Origin of the sequence: Halobacteriovorax sp. ZH5_bin.2, from assembly GCF_043196375.1 — a bacterium.
GTDB lineage: Bacteria > Bdellovibrionota > Bacteriovoracia > Bacteriovoracales > Bacteriovoracaceae > Halobacteriovorax_A.
This window is the reverse complement of sequence record NZ_JBEBMJ010000003.1, coordinates 135,141-155,898: the sequence shown is the minus strand read 5'-3', so window position 1 is coordinate 155,898 and position 20,758 is coordinate 135,141. Positions and strand designations below refer to the sequence as shown.

Below are 20,758 nucleotides of genomic sequence, written 5' to 3'. Positions count from 1 at the left end.
TATATTAATTGTATTTGAGATGATAAATCTTAAATACCCCCAAAAAGTAAGCGATTAAATTTCAAGCACTTGCAAACTCAATCTAAATTCACCAGAAAGACCAAAGCCACCAAACTCCCTTACTACAGGACGTCTAGACATTTTTACCCACTAACCACTTACATATTTATCCATATACTAAAAACTGAACACTATTTATTTTCGGAGATTAGATGAAAGAGATATTTTCGCAAAACCCTGTTTATGCGGTAATGGCCTTTGCAGGAACACTTTTATTTGTATTAAAGATGCTTCTTCTATTTGTAACGGGTGATGGAGACGCAGACTTCGATGGTGATATGGACATTGAGCATACAGATGGTGGAGATGCATTCACTCTTGTCTCAACACAATCGATTCTAGCATTCTTTATGGGTGCTGGCTGGATTGGGCTAGCAGCAAAACAAGAATGGGAATTATCTGATGTGAATGGAGTGCTTGCGGCCGGTGTCTTTGGTTTTGTCATGATGTTATTTAGTTCGTTCATCACTTTCCAAATTAAAAAATTTAATAATATTCCAAAAGTAAATATCAAAGAGGCCATTGGAAGAACTGGACGAGCTTACACAAATATTCCAGCTAAGGGTGAAGGTATTGGCCAAGTAGAGATTACAATTGGAAATAAGCAGCAGATTCTACAAGCAAGTAGCAAGGGTGAAGCGATTAATGCATTTGAAAGCATCAAAGTTCACTATGTTGATGACTCAGGAAATTTAATCGTTAAGAAAGCATAATATTTAAGGGAGATTACTCATGCTATTTAGTACTTTTGGAATTATGGGAATCATTGTTGTTCCTGTTTTAATTCTACTTTTTGCAGCAATATTTTTATCAAAGCAATACAAGAGATGTCCTTCTAATCAGATCTTAGTAATTTACGGAAGCGTTGGTACTGGTCAATCTGCAAAGTGTATTCACGGAGGTGGGTCATTTGTAATTCCTCTTTTACAAGATTATACATACCTTTCACTAGAGCCACTGACGATTGAGATTGATTTAAGAAGTGCACTTTCAAAGAAGAATATTCGTGTAAATGTTCCTTCAACGTTCACAGTAGGTATTTCGACTACAGCTAATATTATGACAAACGCAGCTGAGCGTCTACTTGGGCTATCAACAGCTGAAGTCTCTAATCAGGCCCAAGATATTATCCTAGGTCAAATGCGTCTCGTTATTGCAACTCTAGCAATTGAAGAGATTAATCAGGATAGAGAGAAATTCTTAGACCTAGTTAATAAGAACGTAAACCTTGAGCTTAACAAAATTGGTCTTGATGTTATTAACGTTAACATTCGAGATATCACAGATGAGTCAGGATATATTGAAGCTATTGGAAAGAAAGCTGCAGCAGAAGCGATTAACAAAGCGAAAGTAGAAGTTGCTGAACAAGATAAAGATGGTGCCATTGGTGAAGCAAATGCAAATAAGGAAAAAGAAGTCCAGGTTGCTAATCAAGTTGCCGAGTCAGAAGCGGGTCAAAAAGAGGCCGAGAGAAATAAAAGGATTCGTATTGCCAAATATGAAGCAGAAGGGATTACTGGAGAAGCCGCTGCTTTAAGAGAGCAGGAAGTTGCCCAAGCAAAGCAGAGAGCAATTACTGAGCAAGGTAAGAAAGAAGCTTTAAAAGAGCAGAGAGTCTTCGTTGCCATTCAAGAAGCGGAGTCTGTAAAAGGTGAAAATGAATCGAAGGCAAGTATTGCTGAATATGATGCTACTTTAAAAGAGAAGCAGGCCGATGCTGCGAAACGAGGAGAAGTTGCCTTAGCTCAAGCACAAAAAGCAGTTCTAGAGGCACAAAAGCTAGAAGAGATTGCAAGACTTGAAAAGACAGAACTTGCTCAAGAAGAAATTAATAAAAGAAAAGTTGAAATTACAGCGGAAGCAGAAGCAGAGAGACAAAGAAGAATTGCTAGGGGTGAGGCCGATGCAATTTTAGCGAAATATGAAGCAGAAGCTCAAGGTATTCAAAAAGTACTTGAGGCGAAAGCACAAGGTTATCATAAGCTTGTTGAAATTGTTGGTGATGATAAGAGGCTTGTTCCTACCCTACTTATGGTTGAACAACTTCCTGAAATTATCGCTCAGCAAGTTAAGGCCGTCCAAGACCTTAAGATTGATAAGGTTACTGTTTGGGACGGTGGCGGAAATGGTCACAACGGAAAGAGTGCGACATCAAACTTTCTAAGCGGGCTAATTAATTCACTTCCAGCAGTACACGATCTTGCCAAGCAAGCTGGCGTTGAGCTTCCTGAATTCCTTGGGCAGCTAACACCACCAGAAAACAATGCCATTGATAGTGTCCCTCCAACAAGTCACAATCAATAAAATAATGGCCTTCTTGGTAGGAACTACTGAGAAGGCCGTTTTATAAGAGCTTATATTTGAGTGATCAATTGTTCCCCATCGAAGAAAACAAGTAGTTAAATATATTTATTTATAGGCCAAAAGAGCTAATAGCGGCCGCTGAAAGATGGGTTTTTCCTTGAGAATCTATCACGAAACCAATAAATTTTCGTAAATCCAAGTAGCTTATTGCTTGCGAAATATCCAAATTCATCAAAATAGTTGCTGTTGTATCAGCGCTAACAGTATTGTCAGCAATAACTGTTGTCGCAAGAATGTCGTCTCTACTCAGGCCACTCTTAGGGTTTACAATATGGTGGTCGCTAAATCCTTCAGAATTGGGATTGAATTGAATATAGCCCCCAGAAGAAGCAACACTACCGGTAGCAAGTTGAATCACTCCAATCGACTTAGAACTGTCTTTAGATAATGGATTTCTAATACCGATCCGCCAGGCCCTAGGAGCATTAGGTAGAGAGTGCACACGAATATCACCCGAACCATTTATATAGAAATTATGAAGGCCTTCTTTAAGAAGTAACTCATAAACTTTATCAACGGCGTAACCTTTTCCAATCCCACCTAGTCCTATACGCATTTGTTCAAAAGGAAGATAAACACTCTTTGTAAATCGGTTGAATTTTATTTTACGGTAATCTATATAACTTTGAACTTGAGAACGTTCTAGAAAACTAAGGGTTCGACCTTCATTTTTTGCTTTTCGCCATAAGTGTCCAATCGTGGCAAATGAAATATCAAAAACGCCATTAGATTCTTTTGAGATTTTATTTGCTCTTTGAATAATATCCCAAATTTCTCCATCGACTTTAACAGGTCTTATTCCAGCATACTTATTAATTTCATTAAATGGACTATCTTCAAAATCTGTAAATTTATTTTGAATACGATTAACCTCTTCTTCTGCTTTTACAAAAATTTTATACACGTCTTCCCTCGAAAGAAAGCTTTGTGGGAAACACATAATTTGAAATTCTCCACCCATTGCACAGAATTTATACTCACATGTAATGTCATTTCCTTTCTCAAACAACTTATAATTCCTTTGGAGGTTTATCAGAGCTGTAAAGAATACTGCCTTTTTTATCAATAACAATAGAGCGAGGAAGTTCAGTCACCCCAATCTTTTTTGAGATCTTACGATCACTATCTTCAAGTATTAAGTAGCTAAAATTTCGCTTCTTTAAAAATCGTTTAATCTTCTTTTTCTTCTCTCCTGCATTTATTGCAACAAAAAGTATATTCTTACTTGAGTATTTTTTCTTCAAATCTTCTAGTTCATCCATTTCTTGAATACAAGCGGTACACCAAGAAGCCCAGAAATTAAGAAAAACCTTATCGTATTTAATAAGACTTTCACTTAATATAAAGTTTTGCGATTTACCATAAATTGGTATCGTAAAATCTTCTATTTTTTGTGAATAAGAATTGAAGGAGAAGAACAAAATTAAAGTTACAAATAATATTCTCACCAAACACTCCTAAAACTGAAAACCAACTGAAGATTGAATATATGCATACACAAGTCCATTTGTACGTTTAGCGAAAGTCACACCATTATTCCAGACGAAGTCTTCAAATTCGATACCATATATATTCTTTGAATCATAATTACTAGAAAGAAGCGCACTCAACTCATATGAAGAGAAGTCTGCTAAATCAGAGTCACTAGTCATATAATCTTTGGCCGTAGCAAAGGAATCCTGGTAATACTTAACACTTGATTGATTATGATAACGAAGAGCAATCTCAACATAATCTTCATCATCATTAATCTCTTTCAAAAAAGCTAGTCTTAACGTATGAGCATCCAAGTCCCACTGATCAAAATAATATCGGTATGATAAATTCATGGCCACTTCATCGCTAAAACCATGAACCCACTTAGAAGAGATAGCATAGCGACTTCGTGTATCAGGTAATACTTCAGGCTGCCTTACACCACCAACAGAAACACTACTAGCAGTCGATTCCAAGTTCTTACTAGCTTCTACGAATGTTAAATCAAATTGAATAATATCTTGTCTTGTCAAAATTTGAGACGCAGTTAGGCTAACTGCAAATATATCTCGGGGAAGGAAGTCAGAGATTTTAGCAGTTGGAGGATTGCTCAAATCCTCGAACAGCTTCACTTTATCCTTGTAGTATTGAATATTGAGCCCGAGTGTAAAGTTATCTTTTGCCATCGAACGTTGAACACCAAGACTTCCATTGAATGAGCGATAATCATATTCTGAAGAGAAACCAACTGATGCACTTGTTTCCCAATCGCCCATTTCTTTTCGAACGCCAATATTCCCAGACAGGCGGGACTGTCCCTTTCTACCTGGTCCACTTGCACCTGTTGCACCATCTAACTTTGTATCAGATGCCGCTGTCCAAAAATCGAAAACAAAATGTGCATTAATGGCGGAATCTTCAGTTATTTGATGTTCCACAAAGAGCATTGGTTCAACAACATTAGCTTCTTCTTTTCCTGAATTATCATAGACTTGATTACCATCGTCACTATTTTGATGGTAGAGATTAAACAGAAGTTTGAATTTTGTTTTTCCGTCGGCCATCATTTCGGCGAATGTATTTTTAGTAGAAACAAGAATCAGAAGAAAACTGAAAAGTAATCTTTTATACTTAGTTACAACCACATCCACCTCCAACAGCATTTGTGCCTCCAACAGCACCTTCTCTGAATGCACGTACTTCATTTTGAAACATACTTTCTTCAGGGTGAGGATCGAGTTGCATGATTTTTTTTGATAATAGGCCACGGTCAATTTGATCAACATTGGCGCAAGAAACGAATAGTGATAGGAACAAAAAGAGAAGTAAGTAAATTTTCATGTGATATCCTTTTGTAAAATTTTATCACATTACTTACTTTGGTGTCAGTGGACAAAGAGCATCTAAAATCAAAGTTGGTGACTTAGTAAACTCATCAAACCATTTACACTCAACTAACTCGCGATAATGATTCAAAAGAAAAGTTTGTCCATTCAATCTTTTGTTACAAAGTAAAACAGAGTTTTCTTCTCCATTTTGTAAATTATCAAACTTATCTTGTAAGTTCTTTAGTGCTTCTTCGGATAAGATTTGATAGATCGTAGCGAGAGCGATTCCTGCTCCGTCGGTATCAAGGTGATTAACGAATAACTTCTTTTCATTACCTCTTAATGGCCAATCGCTTAACATTTGATTACGACAAACTTCAAATCGACCAATGATATCTGATTCATAAGCTATAGCATCACTCATTAGTCTTGCTAATTCCATATTCTGATAAAAATTAAACCATTGAGATCTACTTGGTTCAGTAGGAATTGGTTGTTTACTGTTTCGTGTGAGAAAATCATAAAATGCTTTTTGAAATTCATCATTATAACCCCAAGGGGTATACTCTAACGCCATATAAAGGCCAGCATCAGATGCAAGCATTGCAGACTTTATTCTTGTAATTAAAGATCTAAACTCTGCTATATCTCTTAAATTTTGAATAGGAACCGTTAAAGGATTTATTCCTCTAAACTCGGCGTAAAGAACAACAGCACGATTAGCGAGTTCTCTATTTAATTGTGCTCTTAACTTTGGTTCTGCAGTTGAATCAAATAAACGAATATAAGCTTCAAGGAGGTTTGTGAAAACAGTATCATCACTATCTGCACTTCGATTGAAAACAATAGTAAACCATGCTCCAGCGTATTTATTGAAAGAATTCACATAACCACTTCCACATAGTTCACTAAATTTAAATAAGTCACCGTTTGAGATTAGCTGGTTATAACGTGAATTAATATCAACATACTCAGTATCTCGCTCCCGTGCGTAAGTCGTTTTATGTATTGCAATCTGTATCGTATTTGTGATCTTTTGATCTTGCGCTTTGAGAATTTTATCAACATGACTACTGTAGACATTATTATAGTACTTACTAAAGAAAGGGTTATAGAGATTTGTCCCAATAACCTTCTGATGAAAATCTAACTGAATATTAGATTGTTGTGTTCCTTTGAAGTTTTGTAAATCAAAGCACGTATTAGATTGTTTAAACAATTTCCTTGAAAAACCATCTAATAATTTTAGATGTCCATTTAATTGTGTTACACGTGGATCATCAATATACAACGTAGAATGGAAATTCTCTTCATTTATTGTATTTTGTAGAGGCAGGGCCACTACTTTGGCCCCACCTAGGAAAATTAATAAAAGTATATAAGTTATATTTTTCATAAATTAAGCATCATCAGGAATAATGACTCTTGCCAATTCTGGCATACAATAATTATCTAAAAGAGGAGATACTGGCACCCCTGTTAACCTAGCATCAACACACGCAGGAATATTCCTAAAATGTACCTGATCAATTCCTTGCTCATGAATGGCCTTTATACAGGCTAATGCCCCTGTTTCAGGCTCAGGAGTTGGTTCAGGTTGTCCGTAGTTAAATATATAATTTGCGATCAAATATTCTTCGACCTTATCTGTTGAAAGTACTGCATCAAAGGCCTCAAGTGAAATTTCAGAACTCTGACTATTTGGCTGAGATAAATTAGAGAAGAATGTATTCTCTGGTTCATATCCTCCACCGAAGTCATCATCAATATTTAAATATTCATCTTCAAGAATACGACGACAATTACTTGCCTTAAAATATTGATCAACCTGTGCTCTATCAATTCGATCGAGTTCGCTGATAATTTCAGCGTTAGCCTCAAGGTTCTTTTTCTTTTCAAAAAGTAATTTACCTTCTTCATCTTCTAACTCTAAAAGGTCTTGAAATTGAGTATTTTCAATCCAAGGCGCTACTTCCATTGTTGTAATTCGACCAGCATTTGGATCCTGCATTGTCTTTACGACATCACGTACAGAATCTTTGAAGCTATCAATATCAGTTGGAATAATATCTGCAAGTTCACCTTTACCAAGTCCATAGGCCCAAATATTAATTTCAAGTCTCTTAGTTTGCGTTTCAGTTCTAAACTCAGTTGATATTGTCGTATCAGTTGATCCCCCTGAGAAGAAGCCACGCATCTTTGACTTAAGCTCAAGTTCAAAATTAACATCTCGTTCGACAGATGTTGTACGATATCGAAGTAGACCGAGGAAACTTGAGTGACGACCGATTGAACGTACATAATAAGGTCCACAAGAGTCAAAGAAGCCAACAACATCTCCTTTTCGAAGAAGATTTGCAGCACTCTCACTTAAATCGCTATTACCTTCTGAGAGAGAATGGTAATAGCTATCAACATCAATATCTGCAAAGATATAATGATAGTGATATGTTGTATTGCCTTCGACTTCCGAAAAGACATTTACATTATTCTTTAAGAATAGAAATTTAAATGTATTCTTTGTTTCAAAAGAGCGCCTATACTGTGTCTCCCAATCTTGTTCAATTTCAATATATCGATATTTTAAATCATATGAGGGCTGAGTCGTTTCAATTTTCCCCAAGCATGTACTTTGATAAGTATTAGTCGCTATGGAGTAGCCGCGCCCTAAGACAGGTGAAATGCCTAAATCTTTTAAACGGTTGTCACGAATTACTCTCGATGAAGCAGAAACAGACGTTGCAACCGTAGAAAGTACGGCCAGGGCAACTGCCATTTTTGTTAACTTTTTCACATATCCTCCTATGATATTGTTCAGTACCGAAAAAAAATGTATCTTTAATAAATGCCAGAGGACAAATCATGTCAATTTAAGCTGTGGTTAAAACAGGACAACAAAAACTAAACCTAAGAATTAGGAGTCACTATGACTGTAAGCGCGATTGGAATTGCTTGTAAGAATATTGAAAAATCAATTCAATTCTACAACTTATTAAACTTAGACTTTAAAGAATATGGAAAAGGTCATTATGAGGCGACACAAGAAAATGGTTTACGAATCATGTTGGATTCATTTGATTTGCTTAAAGAGATTAATAAAGATTGGAAAGAGCCTATAAATTCTGGAATAACTCTGTGTTTTCAACAAACTTCTCCTAATGAAGTTGATAAGCTATTTCATCGAATCGTCGACGCTGGTTTTGAAATTGAAAAATCACCATGGGATGCTTTCTGGGGACAAAGGTACGCTTCGGTTAGAGACCCAAACGGTAATCAAATTGATCTCTTTGCTCAGATATAATACCTTACAAAAAAAAAGGCCCTCGCATAATGCGAGGACCTCTTTTCTTGCCCACAGACAGTAGCTGCGAGCTGAGCAGTCCTCCCGAAGGATTCCTACCATCTTCATAATAGCATCAAAACAGGTTCATACATTTAATTTCATCTTAATTTTTCAAATTGCTAACTACGTAAAATCTAAACTATTGTTAAGTGGATCGTGTTCTAATAAAATGGATTTAGCTTAACTTGAGACTGGAGAAATAGATGTTAAAGATTATCGTACTTTTAAGTACCCTACTAATTACTTCATGTGCAACAAAAGTACATGGCCTTAGAAAGACGGCCGACTTCACATATACAAATGTTCAAGCAGGACGATTAACAATTGCAGGGATTGTCCATACTGGCGAAAACTGGGATTATAAGAAGCAAATCAGTACTGCAAATCAATTTCGTGTCGAGTTACAAGAAAAGAGAAGAGATTTAATGGTTGATAATGCATCACCGTTGATCAAAAAAATTGGTAGAGGACTCTATCGTGAGATACTACGTGAAATTGAAGAAGATGGAATACTCAGTGAGAAGTCGCTTACAATATTAGGGCAAAATATAACAAAACGTCGCTACCTCGTCTTTGCTAGAATTGAAAGTGACATTGTTGAAAATGATAGAACAGAATCAGCTGTCACAAATGCAGAAGGAAATGAAACAGGGGATCGAAGTTTAACCACGACAACAAAAAGAAGTATGGATATTAACTTCTCGATCTATGATATCAGAAATAAGTACCTCGCTTGGAATGGAATAATAAAAAAATCAGATCGAAATGACTTAGAATACACAATTAGAAAAAGGGACGGTGTGGATAAGATCATTGATTTAGTCTCGGCCTTTTCATCTAAGAAGAATAGCGAAAGCATGAATAAGAGGTACCCATTCCCTAAAACACCGAGTGATCGTGATATCTTAGCCTACGCATTTAGAGGTTTTGCAGAAAACTTACCAAGTAAGGACTAATGGAGATTAAATGACTATAGACTTAATGACATCTTTCTTAGGTTATTGTGCAGTTATCAATATGGGATTTTTACTACTTTCGACAGTAATGATTCTCATATTTAAAAAACAAGTAATTGAAATTCACTCTAGTATGTTTGGTATTAAAGAGAAGAAGTTCCCTAAAATGTATTTTAAATACCTAGCGAACTTCAAACTACTTGTGATTGTATTTAATCTTACACCTTACCTAGTTTTAAAATTTATTCTCTAATACGACTATTGAAAAACTAATTCAATCTCACTTAAAGGTATTTGAACGATTTCTTTACTATCGTGTACACTTGTTAATTCAGCAAAGTTCCTATCCGTTGAGAGTGCAATAACCCCATCTTCAATTTCGCCATTTGTGAGACGTACAGAAACAAATTCCCCAGCGAAAGTTTCGACTCCCTTTCTGGCAGCAGTATTTGGATCAAATGAAGAAAAGTGATAGACCTCTTCAAGAGGGATATTATACTTTACACCTTGTAAGTCTTGAAAGCTTAAAGACTCACCATCTGTTGTAAAATTCCGTCCTTTAATATCTTCAAACTCTAAGTTATTTAATATTCTAACTTGGATTTGATCTGACTTAGTTTTATTAATTTCAGAAGACAAGAGTAAGCGATAGATCTCGACTTCATTCAGTTCTTTACCGTTAATAGTCGCAATTTCACTATAAGATATTAACTGATGACTTCCATAACCTCTAATCTCAAAACCGCCACGAGCGTAAGCAACGATCTTTCCATTAACTTTTCGCTCATTCTCATTTAGTACGAGATTTACTTTTGCAAAAGGTTCGATTTTCTTTGGACCTAAGAATGATCTAACAGCATCAAGGCAGTTACTAACAAGACCTTCACTAGCGATGGTTCGTTGGGCCTGCCCAGAGTCTGCAATATAGTTTTCAGTAAAGTAAAAAGTAGTCGCACCAATTGCGAGTACGGCAACACCGTACTTTAGGTCTTTTATATTCATGGATTTCTTATCGACAACTTGAGCAATTTACTTAAGTAATATTTTTACCAAGCTTTAACTGTGACTGTAATGACATCCTCATAATCACCAGTCGATGCATTTGTTGGAACATTTCCTAATTTCACATAGATAGGATAGCTCTCAGCATTGATAGAAGTGGCATTATTGCGCTGAAACATATATGTTTCTTGTCCAGCATTTGAAAGTGACGTGTAGTTATTTGGGCCCACCTTAATTTGATAAGGAACACTGCTTGCAGCATTCTTTAAAACTGATCCATTCTGTGAAGTCATATAAACACCGAAGCCTACATTTCCCTTCACATTTAGAGTTGCACTCTTTACATCCTGACTCGTTAGATTTCCAAAATTCATAATATATTGGGTAGAGTTAGGGTCATGAGGAGAACCTAAAGGAACTAAGCTTAGCTCAGCATATCTTGGAACAACTAACTGCAGATAAAAATAAGCAGTCGTTTCATATTCAAGCTGACCGTTGTTTTTAACACTATAGAAACTAATTTGAATATTATCACCAAAATAACCTGAGCCACTTGAAAAGACCGTATCTAGATCAACCTGCTTGATATAAAAGTTTGACTGATAAGAGTTGTATCTTACAGGTAAGTTAATCACACTGTATTCACCTGCTTGAGTTGCATCCGATACATCTTTAAGAACAGTAACCATATTACTATCACTATATAAGTTATAAGGAATCGAATTATTAGAAGTCGAAGCCATACGATTATAGTTTCCAGCTCCCCCTGTACTAAAAAAGGCCCTGATTATTTTACATTGAGTTGCATTTTTAGATCGAGAAATTGTAATTGGATGGGCTACAGCTTGTACGCTCGAATTTATTGTCCCTACAAAATTATTAACGCTAATATTCAAGTCACATTTTGCCGCTAAAACAGATGAGACACAGAATATAGCTACTAAAGCTTTAAATAATGTCATATTACTTCCCCTCTATCTCAATCGTACCAATATCAATGATCCCACGGGATTCTTGATTTATCGAAATATTCTTAACTTCCTTACCACTAATTTTTAGTAAACTTTTTTCATTATCAACTCCATCCACAAAGAAGAAACCCTCTCGATCAGTAAAGAAAACCTTATCTCCTAGCTGACAAATTTCAAGAGAAACTGGTTTTCCCTTACGTGTAATTTTACCCTTAAGACTTAATAGACCATTATCTCGGATATTAATGAGATGTCCTGATTGATATGTCGGATAGAGAACAAACTTTTCCTTTTCAAGTGTTGTTCCGTAATCGAGAGCAGTTGGATCTAATTGTACTTCACGGTATTGATATGGAACCATATCAGTTATTGCAAGCTCCCCAAAGAGTGGAGTTTGAGTATCTGCATGAACTGAAGTTGATTTAATAATAAGCTTTTGATCTTTTAAAGCTTCTTTAGTTTTAAAGAGTGCGAAACTATTCGTATTAGAACGAGATTGAGCGTAAGCAAGGCCATCATCGTATGCGAATAAAGAAGTCGTCGATAACCCGAATCCTATCTGTCTATAATCATCACCACTTTTCTCATGAGCATAAGACGCCTTAAAAAAGTAATCGGCCATTGGCGTCGGCATGCTAGCACTTAAATTTAAGCGGCCATTAACTTCATCGTCGTCTGCGGAAACTGTATATCTTGGCTTATATAACTCATTACTATTATCTTTCGTGTAAGATATTCGACTTGATTTATCTTCAAAGTCTCTAAACATCGACACATAGCTATTTTGAGAAGGAAAAGACCATGTTAAAAAAGCAGAGACAGAGTGATCAGTCGGATTATTTAAATCTTTTGTTCGAGCAGCATAAAGATTTACATTAAGGTTATTTATGGGATTAATATTCAATGAGGTACGAATAAAATTTCGAGAACCATTTCCAGAGTCACGATATTCTTCATGTCCGGCCCCTAGATTTATCGAACTTCGAGAAAAAATAGGAAATGATAAATTGAGCTGATAGTTATTTTTAATCGAAGGCCCATTATAATCGGCAGTGGCCCTAAAGTCTCCACCGAAAACTTCATAGCGTGCTGAAAAAGATAGATTTTCAAGCAAGTAACCAGCGATATCTTGAAATTGCCAAGTCAAAGAAGCTGCATAGCCACTCACATTAAAGTTCTTATAATCAGAATAAGCATTCTCAAGAAAGAAATTCCCATACTCTGTTGCAATACCATTATAGAGGCCACTTAGTTGAAATTTGTCATCTTTTTGATAATAGGCACCTGTTGAAAATAGGTCTGTAAATCCATATTGAATAAGGCCACTATAAAACTCATTATTATCAACATAGCTCCTTGTTCTTCCCGAATCATCTGACTTTCTTCCCGCACTTAATGAATAATCAAATTCACCTCTTTTTAAAATCGATAATGATGTTGGGATATTAAATTCTAATAACTGCTTAACACCACTTCCATCATCAATCTCTACACGTACATTATTAATTCCATTAACAAGTGGAAGATTTGATAAACGATAATTACCAGCAGGTAGGATTTCTTTTTTTACAAGAGTCCCGTTAACATAAGTACTAACATTTGATCGTCTAACAATTTGAAACTCTTTCTCTCCTTGCGTATAAGGTGTCTCATAAGGATTAATAGAGAATTGTTTTCTAATGTTAAATCCACCTATTGCTTTTGATTGCATAAAGCCTAAGCGGCCAGTTGTTGTATCCCCTAGCCTCGTTCGAAGGCGTGAGGATTCAAAATCCTTTGTTAAACTAAAGTCTCTTCGCGTCCAATAAGGGTCGTTTTTATCTTCATCATCAACATAGAATCCATTCAACTGCAGAACATAAGTGTTTATATTCAAGAAAGAGTTAATATTCAAAGTTAAAGAATCGCCACCAAGATACGAATCACCGAAGTTCTTATCAAGAAGATAATTAATAGAACCTGCAAATGGAGCCGCTTCAATTGTTTGACCAGCGTATTTAATTTTTGGATTTTCTTCTAATGAGTAGAAAACAGATTTAAGACTCTCTATAGGTATATCTAATATTACCTGTAGTGCTTTAGGATCATAGCTTAGAGTATAAGGAATTGTTGAAGTAGCCACCCATTTCTTAGAAGTATCGATTAACTTATAATTTTCATTCTTAACAAGACTTCTTATCTTCTCATTTAGAATGACACTATCAATATACTTTAACTGGCTTCCTTGAAGCTTTACTGGAATATCCCCAAGAGATTTTCCATGAAGAATAAGTTCTAACCGTGCTTCATAATTAACTTCACCAAAGACACTACGAAATAGCTCGGTTTCAGACTGAGCATAAGCAGTTAGAGGACTCAATTGAGACAGGAGTGCAACAAATAGAATTGGTCTATAATTACTTATCAAAAGACGCTCTTAACTCATATCCATTTTTAAGATTAATTGTATTATTAAATTCAAAGAATCGTGTTGTATTAGCTAAAATATTTTGTCCATTAAGTTTAGTCAGCTCTTTGCTAGGGAATGATAACCTCTTATCACCTTTTACAAATTCAAACCTTACATTCTTTAGGTACTGATGAGAACTTCCCTTATTAGAAATATAAATTCTAATCTTCTTTCCAACTTCATAACGTCTGGCTTCAAGTTTAGGCTTAAACTCCTTCTTAGTTACATATAAGACATTCATATACTTAAGTAGCATCTTAATACCACCTCGATTCTTACTATTAGTACTTCCACGTTTTAAAGGGACTTGCTCAGCAACTATACGATAAACTTTTTCAGAAGAAATATTCGCATCTCCTTTCCAATCCACACGAATTGTTTTTCGATCCCCAGGAGAGATAATAAGTTGAGGAGGAAAAACACTCACATCATTTGTCTTAGGAAGAGATTCACTTCCATCTTCTTTTTGTATTCGTTCAAAAACATTTACCGTCACTGGAATCATATCTGACGATGTATTTTCTATTTGAAATTGAGTGGCCTTTTGTCCATCACTTAGATCAATTGTTTGAGTAGTTGGCCTAAAAGTAAAAGACATTAAAAGTGGGAAAAGTGCTAATAAAATAAGTAATTTCAAGCTTCCTCCATGACAGCTTAGATCCTATTTATTATACACAAATTTTAATTGAAGATGAATTAGTGAAATGAGATTTCAATCATTGGATGGCCATTCTTTTCAGACTTTTTAACATCATAAGAATTCTTATTAAGATTTGACTTAATAGCATCATTTGAGTCTTTAGGATCTAACTCATCATTGACAATAACGGATGCTGGAACTCTTCCTCTCAAGTGTAATTCTTTGGCTTCACTCGCGTAAACACTGAGTGAAAGAAGGGAGGTGACAAATAAAAAAGGCAGAGTAAAGCATTTCATTACTCTGCCTATCGGATGTCTGACTAAAAAACTTAAGTATTAATTAGCTGCAATCGTTAAAGTAACCGTATCAGCGTACTCACCTTGAATAAGGTTTTGGTGATCGACACCAGTATAAGAAATTGCTAAATCCTTATCGACATTCACACTTGCCGCAGACGGGAATGTGAATACATCAGTAGTTGATAAATCAACAGCATTTCCATCATAGCTTAATGCATAGTCGATTGACGATGATGCAACTGAATTGTGAACTAGCTTTCCTTGGTTTGCTGAACTAAAAGAAACAGTATAACCACTATTTGAGTTTGAAACCTCGTTTACAGTAGCAACTTTAGAGTCCACTTGAGTAGTGTCTAGAGGAAGAGCAGATGCAACGGCCTCTGGTGTAACACTAATTGACAATAGTGCAGGAACTTGCCCTTTTAAAACAAGAGTTCCAGTTGTTGCCGCGTAAGCAGTTGAAACCATAACGAGTGAAGAGATGAATAAACCTTTAACAATTTTCATAATTTGCTCCTATATATTAATTAGAGATTAACTCTTAAACATACTGAAATTACTGCAACAATCATGCCACCAGTAGTCACAAGATTTCGATTAGATACATCTCCATTATCTGTCTATAAATTAATCAAGTGTCATTTTTTGATCAATTTTAGGTACAAAAGTGTAAAGATCTTTGTCTAATTACAAAGATGTTCACATTATAATTTTACCTTTGATTTTGCTGATTAGGAAACTAAGAAAATTACTCTCTTTCTTTTTGAGTGCGAAGTATCTTTAAACAAGATAGAAACAGAATCACGGCCCCTGCTTCATCGAGATTGCCAATATAGGGAATATTATCTGGAATTAATTCGATAATTCCAGCGGTCGGATTTAGAAGATAGATCCCAGAGACAACAAGGCCTATGAGAGGAAATATTTTAGTTGAAAGTAACTTCATTTATTTTCTCATCAAGATTAGTTTTGCTTAGATAAATTGTAACAAATTTCGTTTCAAACTTACAAAATTGTTAGCAAAACGAGCCTAAAAACTGATTAACATCACTAACAAATACATTTCTTTTACCGAAGTTATAGCAAGAATCTTTAGAAATTGTATAGAAACTCAGGAGAATTATGAAAGCGTTAGTGAAAAGTCTAAGTTTAAACACGAAGATAATTCTGATGGCCCTCATACCATTTGTTATCTTCACTTCAATCTTTATTGCCTACTCTTATAGCTCAACAAAGTCTGCGCTATTACAGGAAAAGAAAAATCAAATTGAGGATGTGACTAAGACTGCTTATCACTTTCTTGAGTCGATGAACGAAAAAGTTGAAGCTGGTGAATATACATTAAAGGAAGCCAAAGAGATCACAAAACATTACATTGCAAGTATTCGCTATGGACGTAATATGGATGACTATGTTTGGATCAATGACCTTGAGCCAAGAATGATCGTTCATCCTAGTGAAAGCTTAAGAGGAAAAAGTGTTAAGACTTTTGTCGACAAGGCAGGTAAACCACTCTTTAATGACGTTGTTGCACTCGTAAAAAAACAAGACAAAGGTTTTGTGAACTATATCTGGAATAGCAAGCATGACAGTAATAAGTTTGTTGAAAAGTACTCTTATGTTGAATTATATAAACCATGGGGATGGGTACTTGGTACAGGTATCTATGTTGACGACGTTAATGATTATATTTTTAGCGTCTTTCTAAACCAAGCAATGTTCGGTTTTATCGGCCTTATTGTTATTGGTGCATTATTTGCTTTCGTTTTAAAAACAAGTGTATCAAATCCTCTTCTAACAATGGCAAATCAACTTAAAGAAACTTCACTACAAGTCGCTAACGGTTCCAAGGTAACATATAACACATCAACTCAATTATCTGCTGCAACTAATGAGCAGGCTGCGTCTCTTCAAGAAACAGTTGCTTCAGTTGATGAAATATCTTCAATGATACGAAGAAATACTGAGTTCGCTGAGGACTCTAAAAAGTCAGGTGAGCAGTCTGAGTACGAAGTACAAAATGGAAAACGCACTATCGATGAAATGCTTTACGCTATTGAGAATATTTCAAATAGCAACACAGATGCAATGAAGAAAATGGAAAGTAGTAATAACCAAGTTCAAGAGATCTTAAATATCATTAAAGAAATTGAAGATAAGACTAAAGTTATTAATGACATTGTTTTTCAAACTAAGCTTCTTTCTTTCAATGCTTCTGTTGAAGCTGCTAGATCGGGTGAAAGCGGTAAAGGTTTTGCTGTTGTCGCTGAGGAGATTGGATCACTCGCTTCAATGTCAGGAGCCGCATCTGATGAAATCAAAGTACTCATTGATGAATCAATCAAGAATGTCGAAGCAATTGTTTCAGGAACAACTGCAATGGTAAATGAAGTTATTCAAAGCAGTTCAAAAACTGTTGAAGCTGGAAGGCAGAAGGCCGGACAGTGTAAGGAAGTACTTGATAAAATTGTATACAATGTACAAAACGTAAATGGAAAAATTACTGAGATTGCAAGTGCATGTAACGAACAAACCCAAGGTGTAAATGAAATTACAAATGCAATCAGGCTCATTGATGAAACAACAATTCAAAATAATAATTCTGCACAAGAGGCATCTCGCTCGGCCGCAAACCTCAAAGGCCAGGCAGACAATCTCGACGATATCGTCAAATTAGTTATCGACCTCGTCGGTGGTGATAAAGCTGCCTAACCATAAATAACCTTAGTGAGTAGGGCCTATGCCCTACTCATTCTCACCCAACTGTTTCACTATTCAAACTTTTATTTGACAATAGATACAAATTTAGTATTATAGTTACAGATTTAGGATTTATATCGGTTAGGTGATGTGTTTCAGTATTCTTATATTCACTTCTTCTTTCTTTTTTATAGCAATTCATTCTTATACTTCTTTTTGAACATTCCCAAATACTTCATCTGACCGTATAAATTTCCTAGTCTGATTCTTAACCATATATCCCCGTCAATTTCTTTACTCTTCGTCTTTAAGCAAAGTAAAATACTTTTATGGAAAAAAAATTTGAAACATTATTTTATTTTATGAATGAGAATGTATCTGTTATTGAAGTTAAAAGGCTAGGGTTGCCTGACGATACGGAAAAGGCAAAAATTTATCACTGGTTCTTTATCTTGAATGAAGAGTTGTCTTTAGAGAAACTTAAGTTTGAGTCATCATTCGTTGATCACGTCAATGGTAATGAAATTAATGTGCGTACTTTTGAAAACGCAGAATTTCGTTTTGATGATAGCTTTGGTAAATTTCAAAACAAAGAAGGTGGTCATATTATCATGAAAGTTCCTAACAATATTCTTCCCAAACCACTCTCAGATCTTATTTTGAACAACATATAAGTTTTTTTTTCGATTTTAATTTTAAAACAATAGTAATGGGATTACGTTATAATTTTTCGGAATAAACCTTTTTCCAAATTTCGAGTAGCTTAATTGGGATCGGTTCTTTTAATAGAGAAACTTTATATTGATCATATAAATATTTGTCTGCGAGATCTTCTGTTTTTTCAAATTGAAGATTTCGCTTTTCTTGAATATCTAAATCACTTTGACAATTTCCACCATCTTCTTGATTCGCCTCACATGGATTAAAGGCAATACAACCATAAGGTTTATGATCGACACCAAGTCCACAACCAAAACTTGGATAGAAATAAAAAGGACATGTGTAGGACTTTCTAAAATACTCACCTGGCCCGATTTGAATATACTTATCAAGACGAAATTCAGAAATACAATCTTCTAACCTTTTCTTCGTTTCATCATTTAAAAGATTCTTTTCTTCAAGGACGGCCATTGCTTCCAATGCTTCAATTGATGTCATCTGCATTGAGTTTGCTTCATATGTACAGCAACGTCCGGTACAACTTAGACAATCAAGGCCAGAAGCTTCATTAGCAAACATTTGCTCGACAAGAAGCTCTCTTCGCTTCTTAGCATGGGCCAGGCCCGTATTCGAATATACTTGCTCTAAGGCATCTTTATAGCTCAAAGAATTCCTCTTCTAGTATTAGCTTACTTCCACCTTCACTTCTTTTTACTTCTTCAAAGGAGAGGTGTTCTTTTTGAAAGGCCAACATTTCTTCTTCACTTATGGCCTTGGTCACTTTCATTTTTCTTAATATGGAGTTCACTGTAGCTGACGCATACTCTGTTAACTTCTTATCTCGAAATGATTGTGAGTAAACCTTGGGATTAGGAAGTAACATGGCCAGGAAAGCAGATTCCTTTGGATTTAGGTCAGCAGGACGCTTCTTAAAGTAGAACCAGCTAGCATTCTTAATACCATAGAGGCCTTTGCCAAATTCAATTATATTTAAATAAGTTTCAAGGATTCGATCCTTTGTTAACTTCTCTTCTAAGTACATTGTTGTAAAGAGCTCAAAAACTTTACGCTCCAGACTTCTTTCACTTTTAGTGTAGAGATTCTTTGCTAGTTGTTGAGAGATGGTACTCGCCCCTCTAAGTTTCTCTCCGTTTAAATGATCTTTTATTGCATGATAAATCTGTCTAAAATCAACGCCTTGATGTTCATAGAATGACCAGTCTTCACTAACAATAAAGGCATAGTAAACATGCTTGGGCATTCCACTTAGATAGGCCCAATTACGTGGCCTCTTAGTTGTAACCAAATACGAAACACTTTTATCTTTTATAGAAGTCTTCACATAGCCTTCGGCCAGTTTATTAATATTAAGAACAGGCACACGCGATAGCACATAACCTGCTATGACAAAGAGTGAGATGATAAATAGTAACGTAATTTTCTTGAACATTTAGCGCACTTTAACACAAAAAGCCGACTCTTGAATAGTCTATCAAACTCAACAGGTATTACGTTCACCAACCTAGATTCAAATACTTACAACTCACTAAAGCGGCATTATTTACCATTTTTTATCAGATCAGCACAAAACCTACGTAAAGAGCGACTTTAACCCGATTTTGTTTGTAACCACACACAATCAAACGGAGTTGTTTATGTTGAAGAAGTCATGTCAAATGATTGCGGCATCGTATTGCCTAATGTTCGCCAATATTTCCACGGCCCACGCCAATGAGCTTAACGAAAAACCGGCATTTCCAATTGGGAAAATTGGCCAGTTAAATGCTAATTATACAAGTCCTAAAGGGACAGGAACTAGTAAAGAAATTTCAATTGAAGGTTTTGGAGAATTTATCAATCCAAATCTCGAAGTAGAAAATTACGGTGGGACGCTTATCTTTTCAGTAGATAATGAGTCGTTCGAACTCGATCTTTCAACTCTCCAGATTAATGATGCTGATAAAATTGGAATATCAAATATTAATTATAATAATGACAACTCAAACATCGCACTTAGTTTAAATCAAGTCCAAGCAAGTGGTGAAGGTTTTTCTACTCGACTATCAGGAACTCGTCTTGAGTGTCAAAAGCAAAGTCGTGAAGGAAATGAGTATGAGCAGCTCCTTCAAAACTGTTTTAACTTTCTAAGTCTAAATGTAGGAAGTGCCTATTTTCAAAGTAGCGAGAGAAGTTTCTATAACTTAACAAATGAATATGAAACACTTGGTAGTGCTGTTGAAGTTGATGATCTAAAACTTAATATTCGTGGTGGAAAGTTTAGCGGTCACCTAAAAGGAAATGTTTCAAAGGGAATTAAGGTTAAGTTCGAAGGACGCTCTTCTTATGACCTCGCTAACAAGATTATCAATATTAGAATTGATAAGGCAAAGGCAGGCCTATTTAATGTTCGTCGTACCATTTTCAAAGAGCTTGAAAGATTTGAAAATGATAAAATTGAAATCGACGAACCAAATATTTATATTATTCTACAAGAATAAAATATATGAGAG

The 20,758-nt window shown here is 35.5% G+C and carries 23 protein-coding genes; 8 read left to right on the top strand and 15 right to left on the bottom strand.

Features of this window, described 5'->3' with window-relative positions; translation table 11 throughout:
• Positions 1–212: 212 nt before the first annotated feature.
• On the top strand, positions 213–773 hold the full coding sequence (locus tag ABMA76_RS09230) for a hypothetical protein (protein WP_393061439.1): 561 nt from the start codon (positions 213–215) through the stop codon (positions 771–773).
• Positions 774–792: 19 nt separating this feature from the next.
• The gene (locus ABMA76_RS09225; RefSeq protein ID WP_392909904.1) at positions 793–2,364 is read left to right on the top strand and encodes a flotillin family protein; all 1,572 of its coding nucleotides are present in this window, start codon (positions 793–795) and stop codon (positions 2,362–2,364) included.
• Between the two features lie 109 nt (positions 2,365–2,473).
• Here the strand turns inward: ABMA76_RS09225 and ABMA76_RS09220 are convergent, their stop codons facing one another.
• The 6 genes from ABMA76_RS09220 to ABMA76_RS09195 are packed head-to-tail and all read right to left on the bottom strand — an operon-like array spanning position 2,474 to position 8,022.
• Positions 2,474–3,433 carry an FAD:protein FMN transferase gene (locus tag ABMA76_RS09220; RefSeq protein WP_392909902.1) on the bottom strand — a complete coding sequence of 320 codons (960 nt, stop codon included), beginning with the start codon at positions 3,431–3,433 and terminating at the stop codon, positions 2,474–2,476.
• Between the two features lies 1 nt (position 3,434).
• The gene (locus tag ABMA76_RS09215) at positions 3,435–3,872 is read right to left on the bottom strand and encodes a redoxin family protein (protein ID WP_393061437.1); all 438 of its coding nucleotides are present in this window, start codon (positions 3,870–3,872) and stop codon (positions 3,435–3,437) included.
• A gap of 9 nt (positions 3,873–3,881) precedes the next feature.
• The gene (locus ABMA76_RS09210; RefSeq protein ID WP_393061435.1) at positions 3,882–5,063 is read right to left on the bottom strand and encodes a DUF3570 domain-containing protein; all 1,182 of its coding nucleotides are present in this window, start codon (positions 5,061–5,063) and stop codon (positions 3,882–3,884) included.
• Entirely contained in the window at positions 5,032–5,241 is a 210-nt protein-coding gene (locus ABMA76_RS09205; RefSeq protein ID WP_392909896.1) for a DUF4266 domain-containing protein, read from the bottom strand. The genes ABMA76_RS09210 and ABMA76_RS09205 overlap by 32 nt, the downstream gene beginning before the upstream one ends.
• Before the next feature lie 33 nt (positions 5,242–5,274).
• Positions 5,275–6,624, bottom strand: coding sequence for a hypothetical protein (locus tag ABMA76_RS09200; RefSeq protein WP_393061433.1), 1,350 nt, complete (start codon positions 6,622–6,624; stop codon positions 5,275–5,277).
• A 3-nt stretch (positions 6,625–6,627) separates the two neighbouring features.
• On the bottom strand, positions 6,628–8,022 hold the full coding sequence (locus ABMA76_RS09195; RefSeq protein ID WP_392909892.1) for a hypothetical protein: 1,395 nt from the start codon (positions 8,020–8,022) through the stop codon (positions 6,628–6,630).
• Between the two features lie 132 nt (positions 8,023–8,154).
• Here ABMA76_RS09195 and ABMA76_RS09190 point away from each other — a divergent pair, with 132 nt between their 5' ends.
• From ABMA76_RS09190 to ABMA76_RS09180, 3 genes are all read left to right on the top strand, one after another.
• A complete protein-coding gene (locus tag ABMA76_RS09190; RefSeq protein ID WP_392909890.1) occupies positions 8,155–8,529 on the top strand; it encodes a VOC family protein in 375 nt (124 codons plus the stop codon).
• A 245-nt stretch (positions 8,530–8,774) separates the two neighbouring features.
• Positions 8,775–9,527 (top strand): hypothetical protein, encoded by a 753-nt coding sequence (locus ABMA76_RS09185; RefSeq protein ID WP_393061431.1) that lies wholly within the window; start codon positions 8,775–8,777, stop codon positions 9,525–9,527.
• A gap of 10 nt (positions 9,528–9,537) precedes the next feature.
• On the top strand, positions 9,538–9,780 hold the full coding sequence (locus tag ABMA76_RS09180) for a DUF6868 family protein (RefSeq protein ID WP_392909886.1): 243 nt from the start codon (positions 9,538–9,540) through the stop codon (positions 9,778–9,780).
• Between the two features lie 5 nt (positions 9,781–9,785).
• Here ABMA76_RS09180 and ABMA76_RS09175 read toward each other — a convergent pair whose 3' ends face one another.
• From ABMA76_RS09175 to ABMA76_RS09145, 7 genes are all read right to left on the bottom strand, one after another.
• Complete coding sequence (locus tag ABMA76_RS09175) at positions 9,786–10,529, bottom strand: hypothetical protein (RefSeq protein WP_392909884.1); 744 nt, start codon at positions 10,527–10,529, stop codon at positions 9,786–9,788.
• A 44-nt stretch (positions 10,530–10,573) separates the two neighbouring features.
• The gene (locus ABMA76_RS09170; protein WP_393061429.1) at positions 10,574–11,491 is read right to left on the bottom strand and encodes a spore coat protein U domain-containing protein; all 918 of its coding nucleotides are present in this window, start codon (positions 11,489–11,491) and stop codon (positions 10,574–10,576) included.
• 1 nt (position 11,492) lies between these two features.
• Complete coding sequence (locus ABMA76_RS09165; RefSeq protein WP_392909880.1) at positions 11,493–13,907, bottom strand: fimbria/pilus outer membrane usher protein; 2,415 nt, start codon at positions 13,905–13,907, stop codon at positions 11,493–11,495.
• The gene (locus ABMA76_RS09160) at positions 13,897–14,586 is read right to left on the bottom strand and encodes a fimbria/pilus periplasmic chaperone (protein ID WP_392909878.1); all 690 of its coding nucleotides are present in this window, start codon (positions 14,584–14,586) and stop codon (positions 13,897–13,899) included. The genes ABMA76_RS09165 and ABMA76_RS09160 overlap by 11 nt, the downstream gene beginning before the upstream one ends.
• A gap of 59 nt (positions 14,587–14,645) precedes the next feature.
• Positions 14,646–14,801, bottom strand: a complete 156-nt coding sequence (locus ABMA76_RS09155; protein WP_392909876.1) for a hypothetical protein — start codon at positions 14,799–14,801, stop codon at positions 14,646–14,648.
• Between the two features lie 123 nt (positions 14,802–14,924).
• Entirely contained in the window at positions 14,925–15,395 is a 471-nt protein-coding gene (locus ABMA76_RS09150; RefSeq protein WP_392909874.1) for a fimbrial protein, read from the bottom strand.
• 241 nt (positions 15,396–15,636) lie between these two features.
• Complete coding sequence (locus ABMA76_RS09145; protein ID WP_392909872.1) at positions 15,637–15,834, bottom strand: hypothetical protein; 198 nt, start codon at positions 15,832–15,834, stop codon at positions 15,637–15,639.
• Between the two features lie 176 nt (positions 15,835–16,010).
• Here ABMA76_RS09145 and ABMA76_RS09140 point away from each other — a divergent pair, with 176 nt between their 5' ends.
• Positions 16,011–17,600: a cache domain-containing protein gene (locus ABMA76_RS09140; RefSeq protein ID WP_392909870.1), complete on the top strand. Its 1,590-nt coding sequence runs from the start codon at positions 16,011–16,013 to the stop codon at positions 17,598–17,600.
• A gap of 317 nt (positions 17,601–17,917) precedes the next feature.
• Positions 17,918–18,262, top strand: a complete 345-nt coding sequence (locus ABMA76_RS09135) for a hypothetical protein (protein ID WP_392909868.1) — start codon at positions 17,918–17,920, stop codon at positions 18,260–18,262.
• A 46-nt stretch (positions 18,263–18,308) separates the two neighbouring features.
• Here the strand turns inward: ABMA76_RS09135 and ABMA76_RS09130 are convergent, their stop codons facing one another.
• Both ABMA76_RS09130 and ABMA76_RS09125 read right to left on the bottom strand, forming a co-directional pair.
• The gene (locus tag ABMA76_RS09130; RefSeq protein WP_393061427.1) at positions 18,309–18,914 is read right to left on the bottom strand and encodes a hypothetical protein; all 606 of its coding nucleotides are present in this window, start codon (positions 18,912–18,914) and stop codon (positions 18,309–18,311) included.
• The gene (locus ABMA76_RS09125; protein ID WP_392909864.1) at positions 18,904–19,698 is read right to left on the bottom strand and encodes a transglycosylase domain-containing protein; all 795 of its coding nucleotides are present in this window, start codon (positions 19,696–19,698) and stop codon (positions 18,904–18,906) included. Before ABMA76_RS09125 ends, ABMA76_RS09130 begins: the two co-directional genes overlap by 11 nt.
• Before the next feature lie 205 nt (positions 19,699–19,903).
• Between ABMA76_RS09125 and ABMA76_RS09120 the strand changes: the two genes are divergently transcribed.
• On the top strand, positions 19,904–20,746 hold the full coding sequence (locus ABMA76_RS09120; protein ID WP_392909862.1) for a hypothetical protein: 843 nt from the start codon (positions 19,904–19,906) through the stop codon (positions 20,744–20,746).
• The last annotated feature ends 12 nt before the right edge of the window (positions 20,747–20,758 follow it).